At 46.0% G+C, this 21345-nt stretch carries 14 protein-coding genes; 1 reads left to right on the top strand and 13 read right to left on the bottom strand.

What is annotated here, in order from left to right; genetic code table 11:
- Positions 1-46 precede the first annotated feature (46 nt).
- From PAHA3_RS01110 to PAHA3_RS01050, 13 genes are all read right to left on the bottom strand, one after another.
- A complete protein-coding gene (locus tag PAHA3_RS01110; protein ID WP_047842001.1) occupies positions 47-259 on the bottom strand; it encodes an immunity 17 family protein in 213 nt (70 codons plus the stop codon).
- 294 nt (positions 260-553) lie between these two features.
- Complete coding sequence (locus PAHA3_RS01105; protein WP_062833090.1) at positions 554-6112, bottom strand: S-layer homology domain-containing protein; 5559 nt, start codon at positions 6110-6112, stop codon at positions 554-556.
- Between the two features lie 430 nt (positions 6113-6542).
- Entirely contained in the window at positions 6543-7916 is a 1374-nt protein-coding gene (locus tag PAHA3_RS01100) for an ABC transporter substrate-binding protein (RefSeq protein WP_062833089.1), read from the bottom strand.
- Positions 7917-8302: 386 nt separating this feature from the next.
- Positions 8303-9124, bottom strand: a complete 822-nt coding sequence (locus PAHA3_RS01095; RefSeq protein WP_036669010.1) for a carbohydrate ABC transporter permease — start codon at positions 9122-9124, stop codon at positions 8303-8305.
- Positions 9121-10083, bottom strand: coding sequence for a carbohydrate ABC transporter permease (locus tag PAHA3_RS01090; RefSeq protein WP_062833088.1), 963 nt, complete (start codon positions 10081-10083; stop codon positions 9121-9123). The genes PAHA3_RS01095 and PAHA3_RS01090 overlap by 4 nt, the downstream gene beginning before the upstream one ends.
- 343 nt (positions 10084-10426) lie before the next feature.
- Positions 10427-12244, bottom strand: a complete 1818-nt coding sequence (locus PAHA3_RS01085) for an APC family permease (protein WP_062833087.1) — start codon at positions 12242-12244, stop codon at positions 10427-10429.
- 278 nt (positions 12245-12522) lie between these two features.
- Positions 12523-13368: a rhamnulose-1-phosphate aldolase gene (rhaD, locus tag PAHA3_RS01080; protein WP_062833086.1), complete on the bottom strand. Its 846-nt coding sequence runs from the start codon at positions 13366-13368 to the stop codon at positions 12523-12525.
- A 382-nt stretch (positions 13369-13750) separates the two neighbouring features.
- The gene (locus PAHA3_RS01075) at positions 13751-14272 is read right to left on the bottom strand and encodes a GNAT family N-acetyltransferase (protein WP_062835923.1); all 522 of its coding nucleotides are present in this window, start codon (positions 14270-14272) and stop codon (positions 13751-13753) included.
- Between the two features lie 200 nt (positions 14273-14472).
- Positions 14473-14760 (bottom strand): hypothetical protein, encoded by a 288-nt coding sequence (locus PAHA3_RS01070; RefSeq protein WP_062833085.1) that lies wholly within the window; start codon positions 14758-14760, stop codon positions 14473-14475.
- 187 nt (positions 14761-14947) lie between these two features.
- The gene (locus tag PAHA3_RS01065) at positions 14948-15436 is read right to left on the bottom strand and encodes a DinB family protein (protein WP_062833084.1); all 489 of its coding nucleotides are present in this window, start codon (positions 15434-15436) and stop codon (positions 14948-14950) included.
- A 27-nt stretch (positions 15437-15463) separates the two neighbouring features.
- Positions 15464-16399 (bottom strand): helix-turn-helix domain-containing protein, encoded by a 936-nt coding sequence (locus tag PAHA3_RS01060; RefSeq protein WP_062835922.1) that lies wholly within the window; start codon positions 16397-16399, stop codon positions 15464-15466.
- 215 nt (positions 16400-16614) lie between these two features.
- Positions 16615-17781, bottom strand: a complete 1167-nt coding sequence (locus PAHA3_RS01055) for a hypothetical protein (RefSeq protein WP_062833083.1) — start codon at positions 17779-17781, stop codon at positions 16615-16617.
- Positions 17782-17842: 61 nt separating this feature from the next.
- Positions 17843-19063: a metal-dependent hydrolase family protein gene (locus PAHA3_RS01050; RefSeq protein WP_062833082.1), complete on the bottom strand. Its 1221-nt coding sequence runs from the start codon at positions 19061-19063 to the stop codon at positions 17843-17845.
- Positions 19064-19288: 225 nt separating this feature from the next.
- Between PAHA3_RS01050 and PAHA3_RS01045 the strand changes: the two genes are divergently transcribed.
- Complete coding sequence (locus PAHA3_RS01045; RefSeq protein WP_062833081.1) at positions 19289-21343, top strand: helix-turn-helix domain-containing protein; 2055 nt, start codon at positions 19289-19291, stop codon at positions 21341-21343.
- Positions 21344-21345 lie beyond the last annotated feature (2 nt).

Below are 21345 nucleotides of genomic sequence, written 5' to 3'. Positions count from 1 at the left end.
ACCCTCTATGTAGATATTACTTGGTGAGTTCGATTATTTCCAACAACTATCCGATCAGCAACAGTAGTACACCAATGACAATCATGACAACACCGAGAATACCATATACCACTCTTGCTCCCTGCCGTCCAATGGTCTTCACAAAAATTCCTGCTCTAAAGCTCTTCATAAACCAGTCCCAGTTGTTGATTCCTCCGAGCAAACTAAAAATTCCTGCCGCTATGGCAAATAGTGCGATTAAAACGGGTTGATCTTGCATTACGTCAAGACTCCTTCAATATAATCCTGTCTACTATACCTTCACTTTGGGAAAATTAACAGGCATTAATTGGGCGTATCTCAAAACTCGCTGAAGTGCATCTTTCACCGCCTTTTCGCCCCCTGCTGCGTCACTTTCCCTTGACGTGCCCCGGCACGCCTGCAGAAAACTTCCTTGCTTGGAACGAAAATTCGGCAACATCTACTTCCTTCGGAATTTTCAGACACGCCCTAGAAAAAAACAGCTTGCAGATGGAAGTCTGCAAGCTGTTCTGTTACGTCTGTATTATACGTTTTATTGCTTTTGCAACTCGCTTGCCGTCAATAGCAGAGTTACCACTTCAGCACGGGTTGCTTCCGCGAGTGGGTTAAACATATTCTTCCCTGTTCCCTTCACCAGTCCTGCATCATATGCAGCAGCGATATATGGAGCAGCCCACGCCGGTACTTTATCTGCGTCCGCGAAACTCAGTACCGGATTCGACTGTACCGGGAGACCGAGTGCTCTGACAAGCATAACTGTCATCTCTACCCGTGATACTTTGCCTGATGAACGGAACGTATCATCCGTATAGCCACTGATGATGCCTTGATCGACTGCTTGAGCAATAAAGGATTGTGCCCATGCAGGTATTCCCGCAGCATCCTTAAACGTCAATGCCTTGTTGCTGGCCGGAAGTTCAAATGCTCTGCCCAACATCACAATGAATTCGGCGCGTGTCGCTGGTGCATTCGGACGGAAATTACCATCCTGATACCCGTTCACAATTCCCCGGGAAATGGCCTGCTCAATAGCAGCCGCAGCCCAATGATTTCCGATGTCCTTAAGGTCTACAACCGGTGTGGTTGGATTAGGAGTTCCTCCATTACCCGGAACGGTTGGCGTAGTTGGGTTCGTAGGATTGGTTGGTGTGGTTGGAGTTACAGGTGTAGTAGGTGTTGTAGAACCTCCACCACTGCCCGGATTACTTCCATTATTGCCGCCACCATTACCAGGATTGCTTCCATTACCGTCCCCCGGAAGTGGTGCCCCCTTCAAATCCGTACTGCGTCCTTCCGTTTTTTGATCAACTGTACCTACACGGTCCAGATGTTCATGGAAGATTTCATAATCGACCAGATTCAATTCGTAGAATCGATTATCATCTTTCGCTGTTCTCATAGCACGGTAGAAGTCTCCACCGTTAGCCATAAATGAATTGGTAGCGACGATATAGTACCCGTTCGGATCGATATCCGAGTACGTACCATCTGCATTTTTAATCTGAACTTTGACCACACGTTGACCCACTTGGGTCACGGTATTGGTCGTTGCATCAATTTTTTCGCCTGGTTTGGTGGAATCGTAGTAGAACCGCATGCCTGCCACTTGCGGGAAGCGCCCTTCTCCTGTTTCCACACCACTAACGCCATTTTCCAGCGCGGCTGTGATTTCTTTGCCTGTCATTTTCAACGCAGACAGATTATTAGCGAATGGCATCACAGTCAGGAGATTGCCCAGCGTAATATCCCCTGTCTGGAATGAAGCACGAATGCCACCGCCGTTCTGGATCGCCACGTATCCTTTGACGTCGTTTTCCTGCACAATGGATTTCACTTTCTCCAGCATACCGTCTGTCATCAGGTTTCCTAAGTTGGTTTCCTGTTTCCGCACAGTGCCACGTTCTCCATCCAAGAAGACATTCGTCTTACCGATAATCGTTTTCTTGAACTTTTCCAACTGAGGAGCATATTCTTTCAGCTTGTTTGCAGCTTCCACATCATCAGCATAGATGAATTGGTTGGTAGCATCTTTCGCATCCAGACTCAACAATTTGCCGTTCCACTTCTTCAATATACCGGCTTCATCAAACGTAACATCCAGTTGACCAAGAGAAACGTCATATTCCCCGGTTTGCACAACCAATGTTGGCTCATCTTGGCCGCCCACAACAATCGGTTCCTTCAAAATGGTGTGTGAATGACCACCTACCACAATATCGATCCCTTCTACCGCTTCTGCCAATTTGAGATCCTCTGAGTAGCCAAGGTGAGTCAAAGCAATGATTTTATTAATACCTTCATTTTGAAGCATCTGTACAGTTGCTTGTGCACTTGCCTTATAATCTACAAACTTCAAGTCATCTCCCGGTGAAGAAAGAGATACCGTGTCCGGTGTCGTCAATCCAAAAATACCGACTCGCTCACCATTCACTTCCGTAATAATCGCCGGATAGATTTCAGCTTTCTCACCCGGATCACCGATGCTATTGTTGTACAAACCACTCAAACTCGCATCTTTTGAATAATCAATATTGGCACTCACGAACGGGAACTCTGCTTTTTCAATAAATGCTTTCAGCACGCTTGGACCTTTATCAAACTCATGGTTACCAAAAGTCATGGCATCATATCCGATCATGTTCATGAACTCCAGATCAGCCAGACCGTTAAACAGATTGAAGTACAATGTACCAGAGAATACGTCCCCTGCATCCAGTACCAGGGTATTATCATTGCGCGCTTCCTTAATTGCTGTTACTCGGCGCGGGATGTTATCCAGATGCGCATGTGTATCATTCGTGTGCAGTACGCGCAGGTTGAAGTCCCCGTCTTGCACTTGATCTCCAATACTTAATTGTGCGAGCAGTGGATCATGGTCGCTCACCCGTCCATCCGCTGTCTCAAAATCGGCATTCACATGTACCACTTCGATGGATGCCGTCTCAGTCAAGTTTTTACTCACCAGAATGTGATCCAGTGTCTGAGAGTTTCCATCATAGATGTAGGAATACCGCTGATTTTCTGGCAGTTCGTTTACCAGATTGTCCAGTTCATTACCTTCAACAATATTCAAAGTATTTGAGAATTGGAAGTCATTAAAATCACCGAGAACAGCGACATTGACCTCAGGGTCTTTGTTCAGTAACTCCTTCACAAACCCATTCACTAACGCAGCTTGCTTCGCACGTTGAACTTCACTGCTTCGAGTCGCAGGCTGTATGCTTCCAAAAGGTTTCAGGTCTCCACCTTTGGAATTGAAGTGGTTAGCAATCACCACTACACGTTCACCATTGAATTCGAATTCAGCGGCAAGCGGCTTGCGGGAGCTAGCGAACGCCTCGTCACCTGGTGCAATACGCCCCGGATTATTGGAGAGACTGCCGTCAGCGCCTACCTGAATTGCTGTTGTCGCACTTCCTTTAATTCCTGCCTTCAGGGACACACGTGATTCATTATACAGAAACCCTACACGAATATTGGCACCTGGTGCTCCGCCATCCTTGTTATTTTCCGGAGCGATATCTGTGTATTTATACGTAGGACCACCTTTAGTTGCAATGGCATCAATTAGGGTTTGGAAACTAGCATCTGCAGCTGTTGCTCCACTGTCCGTTGCTCCATCATTATCTTGCACTTCCATAATGCCGATAATATCTGGATTTTTCAGATTATTGACGACAATGCCGCCAATTTTAACAGCTCTAGCCGCATCCTTTTGACTGAAATTCTCTACATTGAAAGTTGCAATCGTCAATTTGTCATCGATGGGTTGAATTTTTGTTATTGCTTGTTCAAGGGAACTCGGTGTGATTGCCGGAAGATTACCTTCAGGAATCACTTTAAAATTCCCATTGGAGTATGTCATAACCCCTTTAACGGAGCCAGCTAGCTTGTCTCCCGTTTTGACGGCTTGGGATGGTTTTTTATTGATGAACAGCCGTTGCGGATTAAGTGAACTCTCAAACGGCTCTGCACCATCCCCTGTCAGAATGACACCGCCCGCAGGCGTGCGCAACGGATTGTTGGGACCATTATCTACAACAACAGCGAGACCCGGTTCACTGGAATACGGACCGATAATGGTAGCATTATCGAGTTGTACCCTCATCCCTTCTAGACTCTCATAAAAGTCAATGGCATCCTTATCCGGATTAAACTCGCCGAATTGATCGGAATCAATTACGGTAGGAATCATGCGACCATTAGTACCCAAAACCACAGGTTCAGGTAAATCTTTATTACTGTCTTCAACCGAAATTATTGTAGCTACAATTTCCGTTATCGCCAGCTCCGTTGTTGCTGTTGCATATTCTTTCACCTGTCCAGATACGCTCACCTTGTTACCTACTGTCATTCCATGAGACGACTTATAGACCAGAATACCTTCAGATGTTCTGTCATCGTTATCTTCCATGCCAGGAATCTCCTGCATGTAGAAGGAAGTTGCGTTTACAACATGAGTCACAATGCCTTCCACATTTTGCACAGCCAAGCCATCGTACAAGGAGTTATGGGTGGCCCCTTGAATATCGTGGATTCTAAGATTGTTCAGTTCCTGAAGAACCTTGTACGTATAGGTATATACATTACTTGTATTCCCACCAGACACTGCAATAGCTTTAATAGCAGTATCTTCATCTACTTTAATTGGCACAGTGTACCGCGTAGATGTTGGTGTAGGGTTAGTGCCATTAACCGTATAATAAATTTCTGCTCCCGCCATTGGTGAGGATAAAGTCACCGTAGATCCTTTTACAATTCCCCCTGAAGGAACACTAGCTGTAACAGAAAGCAGATTCTCGACAACATCCGCTGCTGTGCGTGGGATTAATTCGAGACCATAGCTTGTGTGATAAGTCATAACGCCTGTCACTTTTTCGTATGTTTTGCCTGTTGCCAGTGCAGTGGGGCTATTTTTGGCATAGATCGTGATCTCTCGACCATCCACATCTGTCGCAAAAAAGGTGGAACTGCTACTTCTTGTCACCGTGACCCCATTGACTTCGACAAGCATCCCTTCATAGATGCCGCCCGAACCCTTGCCTCCGTCTTCAGCAGGTGCAAAGTCTTTGGATGTCAACGTAAGCGGTTCAGGAATTTCTTGTGTTTTATCCAAGATCTTAATATAACCGCCTGGAAATCCTGCTTTATCCTTCTCTACCTGGAGTAGACCGTTATAAATGGTGAGCGGACCATACGCTTCAATCCGGTCACCTGGCTCAACAGTTGAATCTGTACCACGAATGACGATTCCAGCATTCTCATCCTGAATATATAGATTCGCCATTCCTCCTGATTCCTCTCGGTAGGTTACAATCCCTTGAACGGTAACCGGAGAGTTTTCAGGCTTGTTTCTGGCATCAGATATTGAAATTGGAGTATTGTCAACGATCGTATAATTAAATAAAGCAATTGCACTATCCAGCAAGCCTTCTTTGTGTGCATAAGCTTCAATGTGCATAGCATCATTAACCGTGATGGGAACTGTGTAAGGAAGAAACGCATTTTCATCATTTAACTTGTAGTATACGGCTGCACCGACTGTAGTTGTTCCCAAAGTAACCTGTGTTCCTGACGGAACGGCCCCTGGGGACGGATTAGCTGTGACATTAGCCACTTCCGTTTCCGGTGTCTCATCAATCAGTTGAAAAGTTGTTGATGTAACGGATCGTATACCTTTAGAAGTGAAATATTGAGATAACGTACCATTGTTAATACGTACTTTGGATTGATATAAGGAGGGATTACTTTGTAGTCCGAACGTGCTGCGAGGAGCAGTTGTGGGTACTTGAACAGGCATCATCTTACTAAGATTTGTTTCGGTTGGACTATCAGCAATTGCAAAATTAGTGTCTACAGTAAAGGGTGGATTCAAATTTACACTTGGACCGTTGCTGTAGGTCCCGACAACATAACCTTCAACCGTTGCGGTTGAATCATCCGAACCAAGAGCGAGCGCCTCTGCAACTGTTAGCAGTTCATCCGCCGCTGCAACTTTGTTGTTGAATAAGCCAGCAGGTATGGCACCCGTAATCAGCAGGACCACAGCTAAGAATAACCTGAGCCAACTCTTTATTTGCTTACTTTGCATCTTTTTCCTACCCCCATGTTTTAAATTTTCAATCATTTGTTCAGACAGCTTGTACATTAGTTCAAATATAAGATAACTGAATAACTGACTCATGTAAACATTATTTCTTCATTATGAAATAAAATAGAACATATACATTACAGAAAGAAATCATTTTCTCTTTCTCAAGGCTAAATAGGACTAATTTAAGATCAAAATTATGTCTTTTTGATCTTTTAGAGTCATGTTTATGTGCACATTAAACTATTTACGTCATATAAATTAACATAATAGATATGAATCGTTTATTATTTCGACATTTAATAACAGCATCTATCTATCCCTTTTTAAGAAATATCAGACTTAAGTCTTATAGAATTTCAAGACACAGGCATAACAATACGACGATCAGGTTTGATCGCCGCATCTTTATTTTGAGATTAACCTAAAATTATTTCTTCACCGTGCTGTTATATTGCGCAATCTTGTCTGTAATTTGTTTGGCTGCGGCATCTAATGCTTCCTGTGGTGTACCTTGTCCATTCAGGACCGTTTCAATCGCTCCTTCGACAAGTTGTCTGGCTTCTGGGAATACACCCATTAATGCCCCGGATGTTGCTGTCGAATCCGCGGAAGCGTGCAATTGATCGACTGCTGTCTGGAATTGCGGGTACTTCGCCATATTATCCTTTAATACTTGCTCATTGTAGGCTGCTGTCGTAATAGGGAAATATCCTGTCGCAACACTCCAGTTCGCTTGTACCTCTGGTGTAGCCAAGTACTTGATGAACTCCCATGCCGCTTGCTGTTGTGCTTCGGATTTGTTGTTCATGATGTACAAGCTCGCTCCACCCACCACAACGCCGCCTTCTTTGGCATCCGCTGGACGAGGCAGGAAGCCTGTTCCCAGTTCAAACTTGCCGCCTGAACCTTCTACGATTTTACGCAGGCCAGCCGTAGAATCGAGGGTCATACCGATTTGCTGTGCTGTAAATGCTGCTGTCGTATCGTCTGTGCTACGTCCCAGATTGGAGAGGGTTTTCTCATCAATCATCTTTTTCCACCACGTTAATGTCTTCACTCCAGCTTCCGAGTTCAACATTGACTCTGTAGCCGCTTCGGTTCTTCCGTTTCCATTGTTTACATAATCTGCATTCTGGTTCGCAAAGAACTGTTCCATGAACCAGCCGTAGATCGCCATGGATGCTCCTGGCTTACCGTCTTTCGCCAGTGCTTTTGCTGCTTGTTCAAACTCTTCATACGTCTTCGGCGGGTTCTCCGGGTCCAAACCTGCTGCTTTGAACATATCCTTGTTGTAGTACAGAATCGGGTTCGATGTGTTAAACGGCATCGCGTTCAATTTGCCATCGATGGTGTAGTATCGGATGATGTTCGGCTCCAGTTGGGACAGGTCGAACTGATCCTTGTCGATGAACTGCTGTACTGGTGTAATCATGCCTGAATCGATCATGAACTTGCTACCGATCTCGTAGACCTGGATAATGTCAGGACCGCTGTCTGAGCCCATGGATGCTTTGAGTTTGTTCAGACTCTCATCGTACTTCCCTTGATAGATGGGCTTCACCTGAATTTCCGGATGACTAGCGTTAAAGTCGGAAGCGAGTTGATTAATGGCTTTCTCCCCTGCGCCAGACATGGAATGCCACCACGTCAATTGTGTTGTTTCAGCGGCGGCCGCTTCTGCTGGTGCGCCACTTGCCGGGCTGCTTGTTTCTGCTTTCGTTCCGCAAGCGGAGATGACCAACATGAGTGCAGCCAGCATTAATGCAAATGTTCCTCTTTTTTTCAAACGAAATCCGTTCATAATCGCTCTCCTTTTATATGGCTCGCTTGCAATAAAATCTTGGGGATGAAGCGATGTGGCCGTTACGGTTACGAATCGTTCTTTTGATCGCTGTTATCCCCGGATTTCTTTCATCCCCTTTCAAAGGGGGAAATCCGGGGATAAAGGCGAACGCTTTGCTTCTTCAGAATCGATTTCGTCCCCTCCACTACTACCGTCGTTCATTTCAACATCTTATTTGAAGCACGAGCCTCATTTTATTCGCTCCTGGTATCCAATTCCTTGACCTTGTACGAAGATACAAGGTTTAAATCAAAATCTTTAATACAGAACCTTTAGATTACAAACTTAAGATCAAAACCTTCAGAACTTACATTTCACTTAAACACTTGTAAAACTTCCCACTCCTACCCCTTCAGCGCGCCTGCGGCCATTCCGCGGACAAGCTGTTTCAACCCGAAAATCAATAGCAGTAAGGATGGTAGAATGACCATGGCTGTTCCGGCAAATACCAGATTCCACGCTGTGGATTCCTGGAACTCCAGCATCGAGATTCCGATTTGTGCGGTTCTCATTTCCGGTGTGTTTGTCACCAGCAGCGGCCAGAGATACGAATTATACATACTTAAGAATGAATAGATTGCCAGTGTTCCAAGTGCCGGACGGGACAAAGGCAAGACGTGCGATATGAAATAGCGAATATGACCACAACCGTCGATCCTCGCCGCCTCGAACAATTCCTTGGGTAGCTGCATGAAGAACTGTCTCAGCAAGAATGTACCAAACGCCGTTGCCAGAAACGGCACCGTAAGCCCTTGATAACTATCCAGCCAGCCCCAGCTACGAACCGTGAGGTAATTTGGGATCATTGTTACTTCCCATGGAATCATCATCGTTGCGACAAACATGCTGAAGATGACGTTTTTGCCTTTGAACTGCATTTTTGCAAACGCATAGGCTGCCATACTCGCTGTAATCAATTGACCAAGCGTCGTCAGTCCTGCGACAAGAAAGGTATTGCCGATAAATCGACCGATCGGAACAATATCAAATACTTCGCTAAAGTTGGACAGATCGATTGAATTTGGAATGATATGCGGCGGATAAGCGCTCGCATCTTCCGGCGTCATAACGGCCATGAAAAAGGTGTACATCACCGGATACAGCACAAGCGCTGCACAGATCGTCAGTAATACATACAACAGCGTTTTGGTCCATGTCGCACTCATTGGTAATGCACTTTCCTTTCTACCCATTTGAACTGGATCAGAGTCAGCAGCATAATTACCACAAACAGGATCAGTGCCTGCGCACTACCTGTACCAAAGCGGAAATTAACGAAGGCTTCCTGATAGATGGAATAGACGAAAACATTCGTACTGTCCATCGGGCCACCCCGGGTTAGAATGTTGATCTGACCGAACGATTGAAAAGCACCAATGATCGATACGACCGTAACAAAGAATAACGTTGGTGACAGTAGCGGCATCGAGATTTTGCGAAACGTAAGTAAGGGTCCTGCGCCGTCAATCTTGGCGCTCTCGTAGATCTCATCCGGAATGCCCGCCAATCCACTGGATAGGATAATGTAGTTGAATCCAAGATTCATCCAGATCGTCATGATGGAAATTGAGATCAATGCCCAATCCGGGCTGGTCAGCCAAGGAATTGGATCGATGCCTACTTTGCCAAGCAGATAATTCAGCATGCCCAGGGTCGGATGGAAAAGAAACTTCCAGATGACCGCTGACGAACCGACGGATAACACCACCGGCAGAGAGAATACAAATTGGAACACACGCATTCCCTTGAATCGGTTGTGAGTCAGTGCAGCCAGAATCAGAGCAGCCAGCATGCCCGTAGGCACTGTAAACAGGACAAATAGCAAAGTCACTTTCATCCCTTGCATAAACAGTCCTGACTGGAACACCGCCTTAAAGTTATCCAGTCCCACATAAGCCGCAATTTGTCCCGTCGGATCTGTGGAATGCAGACTGAGGTACACGGACTTAAACATCGGGTAAAACAGAAACACTGCAAACAAAAGCAGCGATGGTGCCAGGAAACCATAGGCCAGCATATTCTCCCGCATTCGCTGCACACGCAGCGAGACTGTCCGGCGCTCACTCGTACCGGATACGCGCCGTTTGGCGGCGGGCAAGCTGATCCGGTTATCAAGCTCACTCATCGGATTTTCTTCCCCCTTGTTTCACGCATTCAGTGTGTGTGAAATGCTACATCCACTTCAGCACCACGTTATCTAGTGTAAGAGTCGAATGTCACAGCAAAATCCGTTCTGAATCAACGTAACGTTAATCATGGACAAGGCTGTTTACGCAAATGTGCATCAAATCAAAAGTGAAATCCAAATCGGATTTCACGACAAAAAACCGCAAGAACTCCCCTGTTTGGAGATGTCCCTGCGGTTTGATGTGTAAATGGAATATGAACGTTTGTCTATTAATGAAAGTGACTCACTTTACATTAATCTGTAAATCTTCCAACCGGGGTGAAGCGATTAACCCTTCGAGTTAACGATTAAGATGATATGGCACCGTGGTGACAATCACGTCTTTGTAATTGATCAGATAAGCCCGGATCATGAAGCTGGTCTGGTTGTGCAGTACATTCTGCCACCAGTGCTTGGTGATGAATTGCGGAATCAGAATGGTGATATGATCGGTCTCGGCCGTTTTCCACTCTACGGTATCAATGAATTTCTTCAGCGGCCCCATAATGCTACGGTACCTCGATTTGATCACAACCAGACGAACGCCTGGATTCCATTCTTCCCACTTCTGCTCCATCTTGCGTATCGCCTCATCATCGAATCCAATGTACAGTGCGACCACGTGATCCGACATCGTCTGGGCGTAACTGATCGTATTCATAACGACCCGGGTAATGCCTGCAACAGGAATGACAATGGTATTGCCTTTTTTGGCTGGCTTATCGACCTGAATATCAATCCGCAGCTCATCGGCAATGTTGCAATAGTGACGGTGAATACGCATGAACACATAGACAACGAGCGGCAAAAAGATAAAGATGACCCATGTCTGCGTGAACTTGGTGAAAATAAAGATCAGGGTAATCGATAGTGTAGTCAGCATACCGACTGTATTAACGAGCAGTTTCATCTGCCAGCCTGATGGTTTGACTTTGATCCAGCGAATCATCATGCCAAGCTGTGACAGAGTAAATGGAATGAATACCCCTACCGCATAGAGCGGAATCAGACTTTCCGTATTCCCTTTGAACCCGACCACCAGCAGCGCAGACATCACACTGAGAAAAATAATCCCGTTGGAGAAGCCAAGACGGTCACCTCTGACCATGAACATATGGGGCATATATTTGTCTTTCGCCATCATGAAAGACAACAACGGGAAGGCCGAATACGCCGTATTGGCTGCCAGGAACAGGATTAGTGCCGTCACACCCTGGATAATAAAATACATCCACCCTCTGCCAAATGTGGCTTCGGCAATCTGGGAAATAACCGTGGCATGGGGATCAGGCTTCACCCCATAACCGAAAGCCAGCAACGTGATGCCAATGAACATGGCTCCCAATATACAACCCATGAGCAGTAACGTACCGGCAGCATTTTTCTCGGCAGGCTGCTTGAAGTTCGGGATCGCGTTACTTACCGCTTCCACACCAGTCAACGCAGAACATCCGGAGCTAAATGCTTTTAGTAACAAAAAGATACTCACATGGGATAGACTTGTTCCGAATTCAGGTGCAGCTGCGTCCATCCCCCCGGCAAGAAGTTTGATTCCGCCTGAGATAATCAGAACCGCAATCGAGAAGATAAATAGATAGATGGGGATCGCCAGCACAGACGCTGACTCCGTCACTCCCCGCAAATTCATAATCGTTAGAAAAACAATCATAATGAGTGCAATCACAACACTGTAGTCATGCAGCATAGGAAAAGCCGACGTAATCGCATCCGTCCCTGCAGACGAACTTACCGCAACGGTCAGAATATAATCGACCAGCAGAGATCCTCCGGCAATCAGACTGGATGTTGTACCCAGGTTATCCTTGGCTACGATATAAGCGCCGCCCCCTGTTGGATAAGCAAATATCGTCTGGCGATAGGAAAAAATTAAAATGACGAGTAATCCCAGCACGGCGATGGAAATTGGAACAGAGTACCACAGGGCGGCGAATCCGGCCGCAACGAGCACCAGCAAAATCTGTTCCGTACCGTAGGCAACGGACGATAGGGCATCCGAGGACAGGATGGCAAGTGCCTTCCATTTCCCCAATTTTTCTCCATCCAGTTCAGCCGATTTCATTGGCTTGCCTATTAAGATTCTCTTCATTTTGCCAAGCATGATCATAACTTCCTTCCGTCTCTCATCTGTGAAGCATTGTTATTATGCAAAATCGCAGAGCCGTTGACAATACGTCATTTCACCCGAATTTCGCCAGCGCGTGATAATGCATTCTACGATTCAATAATCGATAACAAAGCCATTCTTGTTCAGCAATTTGAACTTTTTTGAACCAAAATGACGATTGTTCGTCAAAAAAAAGGAAATGGCCTTCGGTTCAATGAACCAAAGACCACTTCCTTGATCTATGCGTTGACTATAAAACAATCCAGATTCCCTTAACTGCCCAGAATGCCGGGACGAGGGGTGACACCAAACGCTTGCGCCAGTGTGGTCAGCTGCTCATCCGTAATTCTCTGCCGGATCTCGTGACCAGCAACCAACATATACACTTGGGCTGCCTTCTCAATCGTCTCGATCAGACCAAATGCTTCGTCAATCGTTGTACCTGTTCCGAATATGCCATGCTGCGGCCAGATGACCGCGTGATATTCTTTCATTTTCTCAGCCGTTTCGCGGCCAATCTCATTCGATCCAGGAATCATCCATGGAATGATGCCAATCCCATCAGGAAATACAACCACACACTCCGTGCACATCTGCCAGAGGGTCTTGGTGAATTTTGCTTCATCCAATTCGTGGATAAACGTCATCGCCAATACATGAGTGGCGTGGTTGTGCATGACAACACGGTGGTTGGGGTCCAATTTCAGACGTTCGATATGGCTCATGAAATGCGTAGGCAACTCACTTGTTGGATTCGCGCCCGACTTTAATCCCCAGAGCACTTCCAACTCCTGTCCATCTTGCGATACACGTAGCAGCCCCAGATTGCTCTCGGGATCAGCGAGTACATTTTTGAAATATTTGCCCGATGCCGTCACGATAAAATACTTGCCTGCCAGCTCCTGCACCGAAAATGCCGGTTTGATCTTGCGAATCACATGATGGATATCGATATATTGGTCAACTTCTTCTTCCTCCAGCAGATAGCTGACATTACCGCCATTGCGCTCATCCCAGCCATTTTTCCACATATGTTGTGTAATTTCGGCCATCTCACGGATAAATGGAATATGGAAACCTGCAGCCTGCGTTGTTTCATTCGTAAGGGTCACGTTCATAATCATTCTCTCCTTATATTGAAAATAATATGGCTTGCCACGTACATAGTAAGTTCCTTTTTTCACATTCATTATACCTTTGTTTATCTTTGATAGTCAATAATAAACACAGAAATAAACTTTTATTTATTTTTGTTTAGTTTTGTTTATTTGAAAATAAAACAAAAAAATACCCCACCGGCGCCCGGCGGGGTCAGTCACACATCTATTTAACACGAGAAGGGGTTTACAAGAGTTATCATACCTCTGCTACCTTAATAGAAGCTGAAAGCGAAATAAAAAAAGCATGAAAAGCGAGCTGAGCCAGTATGGACCGCGTACCTCTTTTGGATCGGATTCACGTTAAGTTGTTATGTTAAGCCTGTCCATATTGGAAGGATATTTAAGGACTTTGCAGCGCATAGGATGGATGCATCTTACCAGTCGGTTCATACCGTTCGTCACCTGTATACTCAAATCCCAGCTTAATCAAGATGTGACGCGACACTTCATTATCCGGATGATGCCCGGCAAACAGTGCCTTCACGTTCATTTCGTCAAAAGCATACTCAATCACTGCCCGCGCCGCTTCCTGGGCATACCCTTTCCCCCAGTGATCCCGGGTTAGATGAAATCCCAGTTCATAGATATCCTCTTCTGGTGAATATGGACGCAGGCCACAGCAACCGACAAATACCTCCGACTCTTTCTCAAAAAGGGGCCAATATTGCACACCCGCTTCCTTCTGCCTTTGAATCTCCTGTGTTAATCGTGCTTCTACTTCGTCCTCGCTCAGAAATCCCTTGCTGCTAATCCACTTGGCAACCTCATGATCGCCCCACAGCGCAAACGCCAGCGCACGATCTCCCTCGTTCCAAGTCGCACATTCCAACCGTTCGGTTTCAAATAAGATTGTTCTGTTCATCATCCACTAACCTCCTGTATGCCAACACAAGTCTGCGTGCCGCCTATACCTTAAATTAATCGAATGACCGTCAGGGTAAACAAATATGTATAAAGACTCTAGTATAATATCACTTTCAATCCAGAAGGTTCTACCCAAAAAAAAGAATAGCCCCTGCCGACATCATGTCCGGCAGAGGCCAATCTACTGTATTCCACCAATTAGAAATCTGCTACGGCGAATTGAATTGTTCCGGAAGCTGCGCCTCCAAGGTTTGCTAATAATGCAAAAACCAGAACTCCACCTGCAGAAATGGTAAGGCTGCTGTTTACAGGAACAACGTAAGTGACTACAGGTTCATTAACACGTGTTATTACGAGAGATACCGGGAAAGGTCCAAAGTTGTTCACTGTAGCGCTGGCATTCGCACCTCCAGCCAAGTTTTCGTAGTAGGACTTGCCTACACCAGCTGGAAGATTGTAATACTGTAATGGTAAAAGGACGGCCATTGAAATCACCTCCTTTTGCTTTGATACGGTATTCTATGTTCAGAAACTAGTAAAGCCACGGTGAAATGACCGTGTTATAACGTCCATTTTTAATAGACACCATAGATTGATAGACAACTGTACGCAAAAATGCCCCACCGAAACGTCCGATGGGGCCAATTAAGCTTATTTTATAGAACAAGGTTATTTAGGCATACAGCATGAAAAAGTTCAGTTCATGGCCCTGCTGCTTGAGGTAGTTATACAGCTGCGAACGGTGATGGAACACATGCGTTAACGTTTCAATCTGCCATTGCGCCTGCAAATGACCATGTTCCATATAGAAAGCTTTGGTAGAGCGGTTTAAATAATCTTCTTCACTCAATCCCGTGATATATGCTTTGTAGGATTCGAAATTGCTCCACAAGGTTGCTTCGAGCTTCTCGATATCCTCGATTCCGGACAGGCTGTTCTCCACCAGACCAACGTCTGCTTCACTTTTCTCCTGCATAATGGCAAGATCCGATGCCGTGATCTGGATAAAGTGATGCACAAGCTCCACCAATGAACGCATATTCTCCTGTGGACGAACCGACCAATCCTCCGAACGGATCAAGCGAATTAACGAAGCCCCCGTCCGTACGCCTGTTTCCAACTCATTTAACAAATGATCCCGAATCTGCAATGTTCCATTCATATATGATGTCTCCCTTATCTTTTATTCTCACGATTTAAGTATAACCGACGGTTCTACAGATCTATTGTACAAATCGGACAACATCCTGCCATGCTCTCTGGCTGCCGTCAATGGAGTCTCTCCATAAAACTTGCGAAATTGCCGAATCAGATGGGCTTGGTCAAAAAATCCATGATTCTGGGCAAGCATTGCCCAGTCCGCCGTGTTCCCCTGATGAATATCGCTCAGCACACGATGAAAACGAACCACCTCACTGAATCGTTTGGGACTGATTCCGACCCACTCTGAGAACTTGCGATGCAGCTGCCGCTCACTGATCACTTCACGCATCGCCAGCTCCTGGACAGTCATACGCCCCCCATCTATAAAGATGCGGTGCAGCACGTTTTTCATCAGATCGTTCTCAGATGTGCTTGCCTGCACAGACAATGGACTCAAGTACGCATTCATAACCTCTACCCGCTCTGCAAAACGATTCGTTTCGGCCATCCGCTCCTGAAGCTCGTTCAGCTTCTCTGGCCAACATTCCTGAAGGGCAACTCGCTTATCCGTAAACCATTCCAGAGGCATGCCATGGAAGACATGCGCACCACCTGGAAAGAATCGGACACCAAAGGTGTAATCTCCAGCAGGAGGGCCTTCATCGGATCGCTCAGGTACAGCGAACGGCTGTGTATAATTACCACAGTAAGCATAGGAATGTTCTGAACAGACCGGGTCGTATGTAATCAGCATATCCGTGCAACCATCCGGCAATACCCTTGCAGGGGCAGTCATCATCGATGGCTCTCGACATTCTCCCCAAATAACATCAGCATGCGTGTTCGGAAGAGATCCTGATTCCCAATAACAGGCCACATAAGCCATCAAGCCGGCAGCAGGTATTTTCTCAACATAATAACTGTTAGGGTACGTTCCATTTATCTGAATAGGCTTAAACAACGGGTGCAGGCTGTGATCCACCATTCCATCCTCCGATCACTAGAGTTGGTTACACATTATGTATTCATCTATCATACCATCAACAGTAGAAATGAAGAAAAAAAGTGCCCTATCGGAGGACAATCCGATAGGGCCAGTCACACATCTATTTAACACGAGAAGGGGTTTACAAGACTTATCTTACCTTCACAACCTTAATGGAAACTGAAATTGGGATGAAAAGAACATCAATTTTTCTAAAGTGTCTTGATCAGGATGGACGCAATCAACACGGATGCTGTTGTGACCGTTGTGAATCCACCCACCAGCATCGGCGTTAAAATCTCATCGAGGATGGCTTTGCGTTCATTTTCATCGCGTCCAACCGAACGGCTTACTTCCTCACAGATAATGTAGTCCCCCGGAAAACCGAATAGTGCAGTCAATGCTACAGGCAGACCTTTAAGCGGATCCCATTTGAATAGCTTGGAGCCAAGAAATCCACCAATCAGCACCCCAACTACACCGATTGCGATAATGAACAACACCGGAATAATGGAACTGACCACCGCATCGAAAGTGATCGACTCCATACTTGTCATTACTACTACAATTAGACCTATCATGGCAATTCCCGATGTACTTGCTTTATCCAGAATACGAGATGGGAACAGCCCGATCAGATGTCCTAGAACCCCAAGCAACAGAGCCCAGATACTGTAGCTAAGTCCGGTTACATTTCCCAGATAAATCGAGAGACTGCCCATTATGAACAAGAGCAACAGCAGAATAGGTGCAGTCTGGAAACGCTGTGGAAGGAATGTTTTGGCATTCGCTTCTTTAATGTTCACATGACCTTCCCCAGCAACCTTGTTCTCAAAAGCGCCCTGCTTCTGCAGTTTTAACGCATATCTGCGCAACATATTGGTTGCAATCGGCATCCCCACGAGGGAATGAATCCCAAGAATAACAGCCGGAATTGTAATCAGATGACCCAGGTTCATCTCCTGCAACTTCGTGGTTGTGATCAGATAAGAGATAATGCCACCGACAACCGGACTTGATCCGGCAACAGCCGTAGGATAACCATAGAACGGTGATACGATTAACAAAATGAGACCTGTAGCTGTGAGTGATGCAAACAATGAGATCAGTATTGCTTTATATTGGGAACGTATTAATTTCAGCGGTATTAATGTCCCCATGTGTACAATCAGCGGAGCCACCATGAGAGCCCCGAACGCAGTCAGAGCAGAGCTGGAGACCGCTCCTTTGGGAAATAACCCCGCCCAGTTCAGCAGCAAATATCCAATCAGAATAACAAGCAAGGAAGGAATTCGCGCTTTGGACCAGATCGAAACCAGTTCCCCTATAGCTAAAATAACAAGTAATACTGTGGCGATATATATCGGTTGACTAAACATGGTGGCTTCTCCCCATTCTCTATGTTGTCAGTGCAGTTCAGTACACGTAGAACCATCTTTCTTATTTCAAGCGTTCACCTGATAAATAGACCTGTTCGATATTCTCTGTGTTTTCGAGCAGTCCAATATCCGTCAACGGATTCACATTCAATACCAGCAGATCAGCAGCTTTGCCGGGTTCAATCGTACCGATCTCCGCTTCCATCTGCATCGCTCTCGCCGCATCTCTCGTTGCAGCTACGATCGCTTCCATCGGTGTAAATCCAACATCTTCAACAAGCAATCGAAGTTCGAGCGCATTCCCGCCATGCTCAACAGGTGCACACGTGCAGAAATCTGTCCCTACTGCAATGGTTACGCCTGCCTTACGCGCAATAATCATGTTCTCAATATGCTCCTGATATACACTTTTGGCTTTGCGGATGCCAAATTCGGGAACACCGTATTTATGCCCTTCTTTGATGATCCGATGTACAATGGCCAACGTTGGAACCAGAACCGCCTTTTGATCCAGCATCATGCCAATGCCTTCTTCATCAACGTAGATCCCGTGTTCAATGGTGCGTACGCCCGCTTCCAGCGCATTTTTGATCCCCTGTGCACCTTGCGCATGTGCAGCCACATAAGACTGTACCGCTTCCGCTTCATACACGATTGCCTTCAGCTCATCCATGCGGAATTGCGACCAGCGAGGGTCATCTTTCTCCGAAAGTACCCCGCCTGTGGAACACACTTTAATAAAATCCGCCCCTTCACGGAACTGCGTGCGAGTTGCCTTAATGACTTCCGGAACGCCGTCACACACGGTGAAGATATTCAGTTCCGTTGGAATCATATGGATATCTGCATGCCCACCCGTCTGAGAAAGCATATGACGGGAAGTTTTAATCCGCGGCCCCTTCACCACACCTTCCTTGATCAGATCGCGAATGTATACAGCAACATGGCTTCCGACATCCCTGACGGTTGTAAAGCCCGCGTTGATTAGCTTCGGCAGATCCTGAAGTGCTCTTCCCATCTGAAGTTCATTGGCTTCCAGCGCCACCGCAGCCATATTCAGATTTTTGGCCCCGTGTACATGGACATGAGCATCAATTAATCCGGGCATCACCGTTTTGCCTGTTACATCAACAAGCTCGGCATGTTCCGGAATTGGGACGGTTGCCTTCGCGCCCGCAGCTATGAATTTCCCATTCTGAACCAGAACCACACTATCGGAAACAGGCTCTCCACCTTGTCCATCAATCAACAATGCACCTACAAAAGCAGTAATTTGACTCATCTGCACTCCACCTCTCTACTGTTGTACTACGATGAAATTGTATCGTGTTAAAGTTAATGACATTATATAAGTTGCAAATGTATAATGTCATTGTTGATAGCAACAGCATTCTGATTATAATTATGGTGATATAAACAATATAGATTATAAATTACACAGCATAGTGATGATCATGTTATATATGTAAGCATTTTTCCATGTGAACACGAAAGGGGTACGTTTGCTATGATTCATGAAGCGGTTCGCTCATTTATGGTTCAGGTCTTTGGATCTGCTCCGTACGGAATCTGGATCAAGGATGAATACGATTTCCAGTGGAATAACTGGCTGCGTGAAGGAGAGGTACCTGAATATACAGATCAAGAACAGCTCGAGTCATCCTGGAAGATTCTCAGGTATACGTTTGTTTTTTTGTCCAATATCAACATTCGTGTGGTTATCGATACCCAGAAGCAACTGACTCTGCTACAGAGTGAACGTCTGGAGTCTTTGATTCGGGAAGGACTGCTGAAACAGCAGATTGAGATGGAACGTGCACACAATGATCGATGGTTGACCGGACTGCGGGAGCTGACCTGTTCCCTGGAGCTGAATGACTTGTTACTCAAAATCATGGAGAATGCGCTGCATGTCATCCCCTCCCTTTCCTGCGGACTGTTCATGATGGTTGATCCGGACTCTGGCAAGATGATCCCTAGAGCCAAAGTCGGTTTTCAGGATAGTGTGTATCAATATCAGGGCGAGCTGGATGAGGGCATTACGGGAAAAGTATACGAGGAAGGCATTGGCCGAATGTATAGCACACCGGATGATGCCTTTGAAGATATGGGCAATGTCAGTCAGGAGAATGCGGATATCATTGTAAGTTCACTGCCTGACGGTATTATGGCAAAAGGACTTATCGCCGTTCCCGTGACTATGAACACCCACAAAATCGGGGTGATGCTGGTATACCAATTTGAACAAAACAGACGATTTGCCCCACATGATCTGAATATAATGCAGGGGTTTGCGGATCAGGCAGCCATTGCCATCTCCAACGCCACCATGTATTCAGAACTGCTGGAAACGAACCGATATCTCGTTAGCCGCAATGAAATCCATAATCAATTCACGGCACTTTCCATAGAACATGTGAGCCTTGGACATATCATTGAGACGGTTGGATCGATGCTGAAGCTTCCCACCTATTATGTGGACATGGCGAGGAATGACTGGTACCCGCTCATCCCGGAAAGTGCCTTGCTAAGTGAGCTCGATATCTATACCGTTCTGGACAGTCAGTTTAACCCCATCACCTTATCCGGTGGAGCAGATCATAGCGATTATTACCTCTATCCCATTGTGAATGGATCTCTGGTGCTTGGCTGTTTTGCCATCCAATTAGATCATCCTTTAGGGCAGTTGGATCATGTGATTTTGGAACAAGGCGGAGCTATTGTGATGCTAGAGATGGTGAATACTTACTCACTCACCGAGATGTCCTATCGGAAAAACCACGATTTCTTCAGCGATCTGGTGCAGTATAGAGAACCACAGCAGTTGGAGGCCCGACTTTCCAGCTTTCAGTTGCCAGCCCATCAGTCCTTGTTCGTCGCTCAATTGCAGCTCTATGGGGAACATCCTGATATGAAAACAACTGAAAATTGGGTACGCAAGTTGATTGGATTTATCGAAAAGGAGCTGGGCACCCGTGAACATCTATTGTTCAGTGCACATCACAAAATTACGATTCTGGCTGCTGCATCCGAGCCAAAGGTCAGACACTGGATCATCAACAGACTGGAAACGGCCGTGGAGAAATGGACCACCTCCAAGACTCCTGCCCTATCCATTGGCATTGGTGGACTTTATCAAGGGCTTGAATATGTGTCCAAAAGCAATGACGAGGCTACACGCTCGTTGTCCTTTTTGCTGAAACAGAACAAAGCGGGCCTGATGCTCTACGAAGAAATCGGGATTAATCGGCTGTTTCTGAATCAGGAACCGTCCGATATCGAGAACTACATTCACGAAATTCTGTCCCCTCTTCAACAGCAAAAATCAGGAGAACTTGAACTCACACTCAAAACCTACATTGCCGCGAATCGTTCAGTGCAAACCACAGCCGAACGTCTGCATATTCATACCAATACGTTGTACCTGCGCCTGCGCAAAATAGAGGAGATTCTAGGTGTTGATCTGAACGATTCCGAGGGTTGGATGAAGGTGTATCTGGCATGTCATTTAAGTGAGGTATACTCTGTTGCTCCTACCGCAAGTGGAGCATTGAAATTGTAACT

Origin of the sequence: Paenibacillus amylolyticus (assembly GCF_001570725.1) — a bacterium.
GTDB classification, from domain to species: Bacteria; Bacillota; Bacilli; order Paenibacillales; family Paenibacillaceae; genus Paenibacillus; species Paenibacillus amylolyticus_A.
The sequence above is the reverse complement of the archived record's forward strand: the minus strand, read 5'-3'. Positions and strand labels throughout refer to the sequence as shown.

Coding starts and splice junctions, on each gene's coding strand:
- PAHA3_RS01070 (WP_062833085.1), bottom strand. CDS start 14,760: ATGGCCGTCCTTTTACCATTACAGTATTACAATCTTCCAGCTGGTGTA.
- PAHA3_RS01110 (WP_047842001.1), bottom strand. CDS start 259: ATGCAAGATCAACCCGTTTTAATCGCACTATTTGCCATAGCGGCAGGA.
- PAHA3_RS01045 (WP_062833081.1), top strand. CDS start 19,289: ATGATTCATGAAGCGGTTCGCTCATTTATGGTTCAGGTCTTTGGATCT.
- PAHA3_RS01050 (WP_062833082.1), bottom strand. CDS start 19,063: ATGAGTCAAATTACTGCTTTTGTAGGTGCATTGTTGATTGATGGACAA.
- PAHA3_RS01085 (WP_062833087.1), bottom strand. CDS start 12,244: ATGCTTGGCAAAATGAAGAGAATCTTAATAGGCAAGCCAATGAAATCG.
- PAHA3_RS01095 (WP_036669010.1), bottom strand. CDS start 9,124: ATGAGTGCGACATGGACCAAAACGCTGTTGTATGTATTACTGACGATC.
- PAHA3_RS01100 (WP_062833089.1), bottom strand. CDS start 7,916: ATGAACGGATTTCGTTTGAAAAAAAGAGGAACATTTGCATTAATGCTG.
- PAHA3_RS01090 (WP_062833088.1), bottom strand. CDS start 10,083: ATGAGTGAGCTTGATAACCGGATCAGCTTGCCCGCCGCCAAACGGCGC.
- rhaD (WP_062833086.1), bottom strand. CDS start 13,368: ATGAACGTGACCCTTACGAATGAAACAACGCAGGCTGCAGGTTTCCAT.
- PAHA3_RS01075 (WP_062835923.1), bottom strand. CDS start 14,272: ATGAACAGAACAATCTTATTTGAAACCGAACGGTTGGAATGTGCGACT.
- PAHA3_RS01065 (WP_062833084.1), bottom strand. CDS start 15,436: ATGAATGGAACATTGCAGATTCGGGATCATTTGTTAAATGAGTTGGAA.
- PAHA3_RS01055 (WP_062833083.1), bottom strand. CDS start 17,781: ATGTTTAGTCAACCGATATATATCGCCACAGTATTACTTGTTATTTTA.
- PAHA3_RS01105 (WP_062833090.1), bottom strand. CDS start 6,112: ATGCAAAGTAAGCAAATAAAGAGTTGGCTCAGGTTATTCTTAGCTGTG.